The sequence below is a fragment of the Limosilactobacillus alvi genome, assembly GCF_016900115.1.
GTDB lineage: Bacteria > Bacillota > Bacilli > Lactobacillales > Lactobacillaceae > Limosilactobacillus > Limosilactobacillus alvi.
Window position 1 is genome coordinate 1 of record NZ_JACJJQ010000048.1, and the last position, 11693, is coordinate 11693.

Consider the following 11693-nt stretch of genomic DNA (forward strand, 5'->3'; position numbering starts at 1 on the left):
TGATCATATCCGTGGCTTAAATACCAAGAATCTTCAACTAGAATTCACTGCAACAATAGATCTACACAATCCAGAAATATACCAAAAGTATCAAAATAAGATCATTGCTCAGTACGACCTCGGTAAATTTATTAATGACGGCTACTCCAAACAGGTATTTCGTTTGCAGGCTAATAACTCTAATGAATCTAAAATACTGAACGCAGTCTTACTATCTCAGTATAGAAAACGAATAGCACAAAATTTGAAAATTCCTGATTTTAAACCAGTCATTCTATTCAAATCAAATACGGTAGCAATGTCTAATAGTACCAAGAAGAAATTTCACGACATAATTGATAACCTAACAGCGGAGTCATTACATGATTTTGTCCAATCTCAGCAAGAATCTACTCAAAGTGAAGCTCTAGATTTAGCTTATAAGTATTGGCTCAAGCAGGACTTCGCACATACAGTTTCGGAACTTAAAAATGATTTCCGAAGCTTTAATGTAGTTAGTGCTAATGACTCAGGATCAAAAGATATTCTAGACGATGAGAGCGTTGCTCACAAATTAAATACCTTGGAAACTAATGCTATTCGTGCAGTATTTGCTGTTGCTAAGTTAAGTGAAGGTTGGGACGTGCTTAACCTTTACGATATTGTACGAATCGGTGAAAAAAATATTAATCCTAAGGATACTAATGCCGAAGCTCAGCTTATAGGTCGTGGAGCTCGATACAATCCGTTTGTCTATAAGGATAAAAAGTCTTACACTCGCAGATTTGATGATCGCAAAACAGAAATTCAATTATTAGAGCGCTTGTACTACCACACCATTAACAATCCTAAATACCTAGAAAACCTTCGCAAGTCATTAGATGCTATTAATCTTCCAGTTAACGAAGATACTAAATACCATACTCATACCGCTACTGTAAAGCCATCGTTCAAGAAATCTTCCGTATATCTCCATGGTAACGTGTATTACAATAAAGTTATTACAGTTCCTGCAACCTATTATGATTCCATAAAAAAATATGGAATTGATACAAGTAGTAGTTCAGTGATTGATCTAGAGGACACTACTAGTGAACATAAGTATGATGATGTCGATCATAACGATCTTTCTACAAGTACATTAATCAACGCAGCACGATTTAATGATAGAAAAGATCGAGCATTGATCAAAGCGGCTATTTCAAGCTTACGTTTTTTCAGATTTAATACTCTTAAACATTACTGTCCAACACTTACTAGTATGCGAGAATTTATCACAGATGATGATTGGCTTGGACATGCGGTTATTCAAGCACGTGTAGCGAATGGTGTAAATAGATTAACCAATCAACAAAAACTTATTGCCGTTAAACGTTATTTGCTCTACGTACAACAAACTATTGTAAAGAACTTTATGCGCTCAAAAGGTACAAACGAGTTCTTACCAGTAGCAGTTAATGAGATTGTTAAGGACTATACCAAACGAGTTAGCGATTCATTCAACGATCCGAAAGCAGCTAGGATTACTCCTAATCCAATGAATGGTAAAAATTGGTATGTTTATGATAATGCTATTGTAGATATTACAGAAAAAAAATTTATCGACCGAATAAACTCAATTATGCCTGCATTAAAGAACCAATATAAAAATGCTTATCTTATTCGAATAGACGAACGGGCGGATAATTTTAAGCTTCATGATTTTGGTAGCAATATTCCTCATTATGCTGGCTATATGCCTGACTTTATTCTTTACTTAGAAGATACTGATTATATTTATCAGGTTTATATGGAGCCAAAAGGTGAGCAACTACTCAATAGAGATAATTGGAAACAAGAATTATTAGAAAGAATAAACCCTAATAACGTTGTTATTTTAGGAGAAAATCAAAAGGTAAAACTATATGGTGTTAAATTCTTTGTAAGCTCTGATAAACTTCATACTATTCAGGAGCTTCGTGATAAACATATATTAAATGAAGATAATTCTTTGGAATTTAAGTAGTTAAATTGGTCATTAAGTAATAAAAGGATCTACAGTAGAAAATAATTCAAATCATGATATAATTATTGTAGAGAATATGTCGTTAGGTTCATAGCAATCTAACACAAAAGCCTCCTTGCTATTGCACTAGCTTGGAGGCTTTTTTTGTGGGCTTTTGCCGTTCGATTACTCGTTATGGCCTGCGATTAAGCCACCAGGCAAACCACACTACAATGAGCGAACTAACGAGCGAGAATATGTCGTTAAATAGGTCCATAGCTAACACCCCCTTCCTATCACGGCAGAGGGACGAACGACTTTTTTATTATATCATGGACGCAACTAGCAAAAAGTTAAAATATTTTGCTAGTTTTTTTGCTTACGCTATAATGGGAATAGTAACTAGCAATAATATAATAGTAAAAATGAGATGACACAAATGACAAGATATGGCTATGCACGTGTTTCAACACTAAAACAAGACTTACAAGAACAAATCGATGAAATTGTAGCTAAGGGGGTTAATAGAGACAATATTTTTGCCGAGAAAATGACAGGTACCAAAAGTGACCGACCCCAATGGTTAAAACTCATGAAGAAAGTAAAGCCAGGTGATGAAATCCTCGTTACTAAACTAGACCGCTTAGGCCGTTCCTTGCGAATTATTTTAAACGAAATTGATGAACTAACTGCAAAACAAGTCTCAGTAACTGTAGGCAATATGACTTTTGATAAAGGCACTCCTACGGGCAAATTGATGTTGAATGTTATGGCTTCATTTGCTGAGTTTGAAAGAGATATGATTGTAGATCGTATGCAAGGTGGTAGGGCATATAAACGAAAAACTGATCCAAAATATCGTGAAGGACGCAAAAGGCGTCTAACCCCTGCAATGGTGCATGCAATGCGAGAATACTACAAAACTCATACTCAAAAAGAAACAGCAAAGGCTTTTAACATTTCGCCGCGAACCGTTGGTAACTATATGGGAAAACCTTGTAAATAAAAATAACTATTTTCACCAACATAAAAAAGCCTGACTATACTTGAGATATCAAAACATAGTCAGGCTTTTGTTAATTTAAAGATAAAATCTTACTCATGGTCGTCTGGTATCTCGTAACTATGTTCATTAAACAAATTACGTTTCCTAGAATCTTTCATAAAGTTCTTTAACCATTCTAGCAATTCCCAATAAAATTCTTTTTCTTTATTTTCATCCAAGCCGTTAATTTGATCTTGAATCGATTCTAAACTGTCTAAAATTGGTTCTAGGGTTAATTGATCAAAATTACCTTTTGATTTTTCGTTTTGACTCATTGCCAATATTTCACTTAGTCTACTTTGGTTTCGAAATCTAATAGAATTGCGAATATATGCTGAAACATCTTCTCCATTACTATCAGCTAAATCTTTTATTTTTTTATGCTCATCTTTAGTTACCAATGCCCGAATATAAGAGGTTCTTTTTTGATCTTCTTTTTTTCGATGATTCATTTTAATTCTTCCTTCTCATTTGAAGTGAAAACATGACTACATTTTGATTTTAAACAGAGCTAAAACATAGTCACATTTTCATAATACTATACAACAATCAAATTCACATTTCACCGATTATCAAAACATGACTATATTTTGATTTTAAGCAAGCTTCAAAATATAGTCATGTTTTGATTTTTTCTTTCAAACTTAGTTGTAATAACTTCACTAACTTAGCTATATTAATTGATAATTGTATACATTTCACCGTTAAAAAGAGTTATAATACAATAAAGAATTTAAAATTAGTAAATAATTAAAATAAAAATCGTCTTATCTTGTGTTTAAGGTTATACACTACACTGTCTTAGGAGATAAAAATGATAAAAAGTAATACAAAAACTAACTTTAAAGATTCAGACCAAGTCTTTTACTTAGTAACTAAGAATCATATTCACTATAGAAAAAATGGTTTCACAGCTCATAAGTCCCATATTATTAAAAAAAGTGATGGGGTATATTACAACAAAGACACTGGTGAACTTATTCAAAACGTTAAAAAGTCAAATCTAAAAATTCAAAATCAGCAATCACTTATTCGCTCCTATCGCAACTTATTCTACACTGTCGAAAAATATGTTGATGCTTTCAAAAGCAGTGTGATGATTACGCTGGGCTACAAAAAACCTCAAACTAATTTAAATGAATTAAGCCACGACTTTGATCGATTCATGAAACGTCTTAAACGCTATATAAAAAAAGCACATCCTTCTTTTCATTATGAATACATAAGAATAAATGAACCTTATGATGAAACTTATAACGAAAAGCCAAGATGGCATATTCACTTACTTTTATTCGGTATTGCTTGGATTCCCGTAGAAGACTTGAATAAATTATGGCAAAAGGGAAAGGTTACTATAACATCATATTCTAACCGCGATGGTGACAAGGCTGCTAAATACTTTGCCGGCTTTCTAAATGCACCTGAACACACCGATAGTGAAGAAGAATTGGAAAAGAAACGCTCATCAAAAAAGAGGCGATTAAGATATTACGTTAGTGGTACTGATTTATTTAGCACGTCCCGAGGGATTAAAACTCCAAAATTCAAAAAAGGTATCTATGGAGAAATCAAACAAAAACATCCTGGTAAAACTATAAATGAAGGTTCAAAAACTATTATTATCGATGGAGAAATTGTTAATCGATTTGATTATCAAAACCAAGAATTAGTCTAATTCCTGACTAAAATAATGTACTAAGTTAATCCAGCTAAATATATTATTTTAACTACTACATAGTTGTAACTAGCTTATTCAGCTTTATTCTTAGAGCTGAATAAGCTTTTTTTCTTAGAATATTTGTACACCAGACTTAAATGAGGAAGTGACAATATATGACTAAATACGGTTATACTTCAGGTTTCTTAAAAGATAGTATCAGCAAGGAAGATGACTTTGAACATCAGGCTACAATTTTATTGAAAATGGGAATCCCTTACGATCACTGTTTCGCAGATGTTTTTAGAAACAATCATAATAAAGATCGTTATCAATTACGTAAGTTCCTCACAAGCACTGCAAAAGAAGGCGATATTCTAGTTGTACCCAGCTTGACTAACCTTTACTCAAACATACGTGAGTTATGCCATTTAATGTATATGGTAGAAGACACAGGCATTATTATCCGATCTAGTGACATGGAATTAAGTGACGATAGTGACTCAAGTGACTGGATTATAGCATCACAGTTAGCACACCTTGATTATGTCAATTATTTGCGAAAAAAAAGTACTCTCAAAGCAATTAAAAAGAAAAAATATCAGTCTACATTAAATACAGGTGGGCGCAATAAGCGCATTATCACACCACAGTATCTTCAAGCATATGAGTACTTGCAATTTCACACTTACAATGAAACACAGAGCAAATTTCATCTCTCGAGATCCACCCTTTACCGAATTAAAAAGCAAATTACGAATAAGAATCAGCATCATACCACTGTTCAGAGTTATGATACTGACCGAGGTGATAACCATGAAATACAACGAATTAATATATTGGATTGACTTAACTGGGCCCGCAGTGTTAGACGAAATAGTCAGGCTGACAATTATTGATATTAACAATAAAGTCCTATTTAATCATACATTTAATACAAAACTAGTAGACTACTGGGATAGTAACATCAACGGCATAAAACCTGAAAACACGTACAAAGAACACGTGTTCGATAATTATAAAAAAGAAATACAATCAATCTTTAACCAGTCACATAGCCTAGTTACCTTTTATTCATCTACCTTTTTCTTAAGCAAGCAAGGTATATCTTTATCTAATAAGGAAATTATTGACGTTGCCGATGATTTCAGGGTCCTTGGCGATGAAGAAGATACAATTGATAATCTATGCGATTATTACGGATATACTTCTCTTCCCAAAAATATCTACGATCGAACAGGTATTGACAATGCAAGAGCTATTAACTATTGCCACAAAGAAATGGAAAAATATCGTAAAGCGCAACAAGACTAATAAAGAACAGCAAATAGAAAAACAGGTATTACCAAAATTTGATTTTAGTAATACCTGTTTTTTCTATACTTACCACTTCATTAGTAGAAAATTAATACAACGTGTCTCTAATATCCTTAATATGATCACTTACTGTTTGAAGCTTATCATTTTCTACTTCTAATTGAACAACCTTTTTCCGCAGCTGCTTGTTTTCTTTCAAGAATTCCTGATCCCGTTTCTCAAGCTGATCAATCTTAGTTTGCCACTTATTAAAAGCATCATCAGTAAACAATAATGCTACACAAGTGTTACGATCCATAATTTGTACAGGCATCTTACGCCTTTTACTCTGTTCAATAACATAATGAACATTCTGTTTAAATGATTCAACAGTAACAGAATATTCAATATGAAGGTCATGAAATATCATCAATCTCATCCTTTCCTAACTAACCAAACTAGTTAACCTAACCCTCATATAAGTTCTAAGAAAAATAATTATTTAAAATAAAAAAAGTTTCAAGCACTTACACTTGAAACTTCACTAATAGCATTTCTAACCTAAATAAACTAAACACAAGTAATACTATAAAAACTACCTACTTAACCTTAACTCCAACAAAGGAAGCAAGCTCTGCTTGCGCAGCCTTGCTCTCTTGAGATCATGCCTATCAGTGGCAAAAAATCTCAAGAGAACTCTACTCTCAATAGATCCATCGCAATCATTAATCAACTTAGTAATCAAGCTACTAAGCTCATTAATGATCGCAATGCAGACGGTTCAAACTCACCCAGCCCTTGTCCCTCTAGCACTCCTCTCTTGCTTTACAGCCATTACCCTGTTAGGCGGGCAGGTTCTTTTCTGACTATTTAACCTTCAAATTAAGAAGGCATTACTGTGATGAACCAAAAAGACTCACTAAACAATGCTAAGGGTCGTCTGATGCATTTTCTAGGCTTCCAAGCCGCGTCTTTTGCCCCGTGCGATAAGGGCATGGTTTAGCATACCTATGATGTTAACTACGGGTCTGGCGCGTCTCCAGATCCACGGACGCTTTCGGGATACTACCACGGTGCAGAGTCACTGCTTTTGAGTTTAACGGTCGTGAACCAAAAGAAAAAGCGTGTAGCCGATTAGCTACACGCTTCTTGCCTTCTTCGGGTTTTCAATTCTAGCCTTAATTACTTGAATTTCTCGTCATTCCTTTCTATAATTTACCTATAGATAGAAATGACAACCCCGAATTAACTAGTTCCGTTAGTTAATCGGTAGCTCGTTGAAGTACGCCAATACTTCAGCGGGCTTTTTCTTTACTCTAGTTTATTTAGTTAGTGAAGTAGTTCGCCAAAACTATTTCACCTATTAAGATACGCTAATCCGGCATGAATGTAAACCCTTTCGAATTTGCTGTAGTACGTTATACATCGTAGTAAATATATAATTGTAGTAAATATATAATATACTACAGTTATATATTTACTACGATTATATATTTACTACATCGATAAACGCTGATATAGCAACATTTTTAAATTTTAAAAATTAATTAGTTTACTACAATATATAATTGCAGTAAATATATAACGTACTACAATTAATTCGAAAATGAAAAAATTTTTTGAATAGGTCATATCTCAAAATGTGCTTTTGTCATGTGATCCTTTTGTTTTTTTTCTTGCTTGTTGTAGTAAAAATATAATTTACTACAATTAATTATTTAACGTGATAGCAATGATATTATCATATTTCATTTTTGTTACTACAAAAAAAGATAGTGATGTCTTACCTGTTGTAGTAAACTAATGATGAATCATATTGCGAAAGGAGCATGTAGAAAATGCCAGCTATACTGTACGGAAATATGAAAGGCGGAGTCGGTAAAACAACTAACTCTGTTATGACTGCTTATCAGCTCGCACGTCAAGGTTATAAAACACTAGTCTGTGACCTTGATCCTCAAGCAAACGCTACTCAACTGTTGCGCCGAACATATAACCTTCAAAATGAGAAAGACCTTTCTATTGAAAAAACAATGATGGTAGCACTGACAGAAGAAAATATTAATTCTGCCATTGTGAACATCATGGATAATCTTTACTTGTTACCATCAAGTGAGGACTTCAAAAGCTACCCTGACTTCCTTGAAATGAAGTATATGCCGGATAAGGAAAAGATTCAGGCAAGAAACGGCACAACACTCCAAAGCGAAATGAGCCGTATCAAGGAACAACGCATTTCCTACTTTGCTAAGCAATTAGATAAGGTAAGAGACCAGTACGACTTTATTATTATCGATGTACCACCGACACTATCTGTCTTTACTGACTCTGCAATCTATGCTACCGATTACGTTATTATCGTTCTGCAAACACAACAACGGTCACTAGATGGGGCGGAAACCTTCTTTGAATATCTACAGCAAATGTATAACGACTACGCTGCCGTTGATATCGATATTCTCGGTGTATTGGCAGTCTTGTTGAAGAATAACGCTGGACTGGACAGCCAAATCTTACACGATGCAGAAGAAGATTTTGGTAAAGATATGTTATTCAAACAGATTATCCGACATATGGAACGTTTGAAGCGCTACGACCGAACCGGGATTGCAGAAAAAGGCCTAACACCATACGACATGCACGATACCCGCTTACACTATATTTACAAGCAACTGACTAATGAAATTGTTAAACGCCTGAAGGATAAGGGAGTTGAAATCAAATAATGGCTAAGTTTGAATTCAAAAAGAATGAAAAGAAAAAGCCCCGTCCAATCAGCGAGACTAAAATTTCAAAGCCCAAAGAAACATATGACCCAATTGCAATCACTAATGAAGTTGAACATGACATTAAAGAAGAAAAGCCAAAAAAGCGTCGAGGTCGCCCAAAAACCGGACGGAAAAACTATACCACTGTTCGCTTAATGCAAAGCACCGTAATCAAAATTAATGCCTTAGAAAATGCATTAGGCATCAAAACACAAGACGAAACAGTCGATCAGGCACTTGACCGGGTCATTAACTCACTCACCTCAGACGAGAAGCGAGGGTATGAACTATGGCTTGAGATGTTTGAAAAGAAGGAGAATAAGTGAAATGCAAGTTGAAACTAAAATAATGCAAGTAGTTCGATCTGTCTTATCCCATTTTGGCAATAAATATATAGATACAAATGGTACACTGAAACGCAATAAAGTGATTGAAGATTTGGATCATTACGATAAAGATTTAATGTCTGCTTTGCTAGCAAACAAGATGATTCATGATCAATATACTAAAAAGATTGCTGATACTGTTGTTTTCGAACTAAATAAATTTATTGATGTTTTTGAATACAAAGAATTCTGGCAAGATAGTTTTACCAAATACTCTAATCGAATTGGTTTGACCGTTGACAATAGGTTTATTAACGATTCAGATGATGTAGTGTTAGACTTTCCATATAAAGATACTGTATTAAAAGCAAGCATGAATAAGGAAGATGCAGATCAAGAAGTTGGTGTTGATGAGCCGTTCTTAAATGAGACACTTGCTTATTCTGAAATTAGCGAATTATTTGAACCTAAAGTGTTAGTTAATGCTAAGCGATATGACAAAAACGGGGAACAAAAAGCTACCTCTTTTAATAATGATGATAATCTGATTATTAAGGGCAACAATTTAATTGCACTACATAGCATCAAAAATAAATTTGCTGGAAAAGTAAAGCTAATCTACTTAGATCCCCCATACAATACTACAAAAGATTTTGATTATAACGATAACTTTACACATGCCGCATGGTTAACATTTATGAAATCTAGGTTGGAAATTGCATGGCAACTATTAGCCGACAATGGAACTATCTGGATTTCTATTGACGATAACGAAAGTCACTATTTAAAAGTTTTAGCTGATTCGATTTTTGGCCGTCAAAACTTCTTAAACGAAATTGTTTGGCAACGTGCATATGCACCAATTAACCTTAAAAAGACTTTCTCTAAAAGCCATGATTACATTCAAGTTTATGCAAAAAACAATAGCTCTGAAAAAGAACTAAATAGGCTTCCACGCTCGCAAGAGGCAAATAGTAGATACAAAAATCCTGATAACGATCCAAGAGGTCCTTGGCAATCTGACAATCTATCTGTAGGACCTGCCGTTAAAGAAAATATATATGAAATAACCACTCCATCAGGTCGAAAAGTATTACCACCTGATGGACGAAGTTGGCTGTATCCTAAGGATAAACTTAAAGAAATGATAAACGACAATAAAATTTGGTTTGGTAAAGATGGTAATAATGTCCCACGTCTTAAACGTTACCTTTCTAACGTAAAAGGAGTTGTGGCACAAACATTGTGGACTTATCAGGAAGTTGGCCACAATCAGGATGCTAAACGAGAAATCAAAAAATTATTTAACGGGAAAGATGTCTTTGGTACACCTAAGCCCGAAAGACTTATATCAAGAATCCTTACACTTGGTTCCAACGAAAACGATCTTGTCCTTGATTTCTTTATGGGATCTGCCACGACCCAAGCTGTCGCTATGAAAATGCATCGACGTTTCATAGGAATCGAACAAATGGATTATATCAATACGGTTTCCGTCCCTAGATTACAAAAGGTCATTGCCGGTGAACAAGGTGGCATTTCTAAGAATGTTAATTGGCAAGGTGGTGGTTCCTTCATTTATGCTGAATTAATGGAAAAAAACATGGGTTACCTTAAAGATTTGCAGAAGGCCACCACATTAGATGAACTTGATTCAGTTTATCAACGTATGAAGCAAGGTGCTGATTATGACTTCCGTGTTGATCTTAAAAAATACGAGAATGACTCTGCACGAAAAAAGCTTTCATTTAATGAGCAAAAGAACCTTCTGCTAAAAATGTTGAACAAAAATCAACTTTACTTTAATGAAGCAAATATTGACGATGCAAATATTCGTGACCTTCTCTCTGATTCCGACTACCAATTTAACAAGAGTTTTTATGGAAATGGGGCTAAATAATGGTAATCAAGAAAAGAAAACCAGAGAAAATAGAGTTAAAGCTGTTGAATGCTCTTCAAAATCCAACGATTCAATCGTCGCAACTATCACATATGAACTACTTACCATTGTATATTAGCGATAATATGAGGCATTCTTTGCGCTCTTATCAAATTGGTGCTATCCAAAATTTAGATATGGTTCGCCATATGCAAGCTGCTGATACCCTATATAATCAATTAATGTTCTATATGGCTACTGGATCGGGAAAAACTGATATCATGGCTGCAACTGTTTTGTATCTATATCATGAATTTCATTACCAATGTTTCTTGTTTACTACACATACTACAGCAGTCGTTAATAAAACATTGGATAATTTCATTAATACTACCTCACCAAAATATCTTTTTAATAATCCGATATCTATCGACGGTAGTCAAGTTACTATTAAGGCAGTTAATACATTTCCAGCAGAGCTAGACCCAGATATTATCTATATGAAATTCACCGGAATTCAGCAACTTTCCAATGACATTTATACTCCGCACGAAAATGAAATTACTGAAGAATCACTGGCTCAACATAAAGTAGTTATCTTAGCTGATGAGGCACACCATTTCAACGTTGGAACTCGTTCCAAACAAAAAAATCAAGATAGTCGTAACTGGGAACGACTACTTGATCATATCCGTGGCTTAAATACCAAGAATCTTCAACTAGAATTCACTGCAACAATAGATCTACACAATCCAGAAA

The 11693-nt window shown here is 34.3% G+C and carries 11 protein-coding genes; 9 read left to right on the forward strand and 2 right to left on the reverse strand.

From position 1 onward, the window contains the following. A partial coding sequence (locus tag H5993_RS08220; protein WP_204776985.1) for a restriction endonuclease subunit R occupies nt 1-1984 on the forward strand: 1984 nt, incomplete at its 5' end. Between the two features lie 409 nt (nt 1985-2393). Next, nucleotides 2394-2969, forward strand: coding sequence for a recombinase family protein (locus tag H5993_RS08225; RefSeq protein WP_204776986.1), 576 nt, complete (start codon nt 2394-2396; stop codon nt 2967-2969). 89 nt (nt 2970-3058) lie between these two features. On the opposite strand, the gene H5993_RS08230 is transcribed toward H5993_RS08225, so the two are convergent. Then, nucleotides 3059-3460 (reverse strand): hypothetical protein, encoded by a 402-nt coding sequence (locus H5993_RS08230; protein WP_204776987.1) that lies wholly within the window; start codon nt 3458-3460, stop codon nt 3059-3061. Between the two features lie 362 nt (nt 3461-3822). Here H5993_RS08230 and H5993_RS08235 point away from each other — a divergent pair, with 362 nt between their 5' ends. The 3 genes from H5993_RS08235 (at nt 3823) to H5993_RS08245 (ending at nt 5979) form a co-directional block, all read left to right on the forward strand. Next, on the forward strand, nt 3823-4683 hold the full coding sequence (locus H5993_RS08235) for a rolling circle replication-associated protein (protein ID WP_204776988.1): 861 nt from the start codon (nt 3823-3825) through the stop codon (nt 4681-4683). A gap of 158 nt (nt 4684-4841) precedes the next feature. Next, nucleotides 4842-5513 carry a recombinase family protein gene (locus tag H5993_RS08240; protein WP_204776989.1) on the forward strand — a complete coding sequence of 224 codons (672 nt, stop codon included), beginning with the start codon at nt 4842-4844 and terminating at the stop codon, nt 5511-5513. Next, on the forward strand, nt 5482-5979 hold the full coding sequence (locus tag H5993_RS08245; RefSeq protein ID WP_204776990.1) for a hypothetical protein: 498 nt from the start codon (nt 5482-5484) through the stop codon (nt 5977-5979). Before H5993_RS08240 ends, H5993_RS08245 begins: the two co-directional genes overlap by 32 nt. A 91-nt stretch (nt 5980-6070) precedes the next feature. Here the strand turns inward: H5993_RS08245 and H5993_RS08250 are convergent, their stop codons facing one another. Next, entirely contained in the window at nt 6071-6391 is a 321-nt protein-coding gene (locus H5993_RS08250; protein WP_204776991.1) for a hypothetical protein, read from the reverse strand. 1408 nt (nt 6392-7799) lie between these two features. On the opposite strand from H5993_RS08250, the gene H5993_RS08255 reads away from it, so the two are divergent. From H5993_RS08255 to H5993_RS08270, 4 genes are all read left to right on the forward strand, one after another. Beyond that, the gene (locus tag H5993_RS08255; RefSeq protein WP_204776992.1) at nt 7800-8687 is read left to right on the forward strand and encodes a ParA family protein; all 888 of its coding nucleotides are present in this window, start codon (nt 7800-7802) and stop codon (nt 8685-8687) included. Then, the gene (locus tag H5993_RS08260) at nt 8687-9055 is read left to right on the forward strand and encodes a DUF5388 domain-containing protein (protein WP_204776993.1); all 369 of its coding nucleotides are present in this window, start codon (nt 8687-8689) and stop codon (nt 9053-9055) included. Before H5993_RS08255 ends, H5993_RS08260 begins: the two co-directional genes overlap by 1 nt. Nucleotide 9056: 1 nt before the next feature. Next, complete coding sequence (locus tag H5993_RS08265) at nt 9057-10955, forward strand: DNA methyltransferase (RefSeq protein ID WP_204776994.1); 1899 nt, start codon at nt 9057-9059, stop codon at nt 10953-10955. Continuing rightward, a partial coding sequence (locus H5993_RS08270; protein WP_204776995.1) for a DEAD/DEAH box helicase family protein occupies nt 10955-11693 on the forward strand: 739 nt, incomplete at its 3' end. The genes H5993_RS08265 and H5993_RS08270, both read left to right, overlap by 1 nt.

What these genes read in the sequence shown, in the direction of transcription:
- H5993_RS08225 (WP_204776986.1), top strand. Translation starts at nt 2,394, where the DNA reads ATGACACAAATGACAAGATATGGCTATGCACGTGTTTCAACACTAAAA.
- H5993_RS08230 (WP_204776987.1), bottom strand. Translation starts at nt 3,460, where the DNA reads ATGAATCATCGAAAAAAAGAAGATCAAAAAAGAACCTCTTATATTCGG.
- H5993_RS08235 (WP_204776988.1), top strand. Translation starts at nt 3,823, where the DNA reads ATGATAAAAAGTAATACAAAAACTAACTTTAAAGATTCAGACCAAGTC.
- H5993_RS08240 (WP_204776989.1), top strand. Translation starts at nt 4,842, where the DNA reads ATGACTAAATACGGTTATACTTCAGGTTTCTTAAAAGATAGTATCAGC.
- H5993_RS08245 (WP_204776990.1), top strand. Translation starts at nt 5,482, where the DNA reads ATGAAATACAACGAATTAATATATTGGATTGACTTAACTGGGCCCGCA.
- H5993_RS08250 (WP_204776991.1), bottom strand. Translation starts at nt 6,391, where the DNA reads ATGATATTTCATGACCTTCATATTGAATATTCTGTTACTGTTGAATCA.
- H5993_RS08255 (WP_204776992.1), top strand. Translation starts at nt 7,800, where the DNA reads ATGCCAGCTATACTGTACGGAAATATGAAAGGCGGAGTCGGTAAAACA.
- H5993_RS08260 (WP_204776993.1), top strand. Translation starts at nt 8,687, where the DNA reads ATGGCTAAGTTTGAATTCAAAAAGAATGAAAAGAAAAAGCCCCGTCCA.
- H5993_RS08265 (WP_204776994.1), top strand. Translation starts at nt 9,057, where the DNA reads ATGCAAGTTGAAACTAAAATAATGCAAGTAGTTCGATCTGTCTTATCC.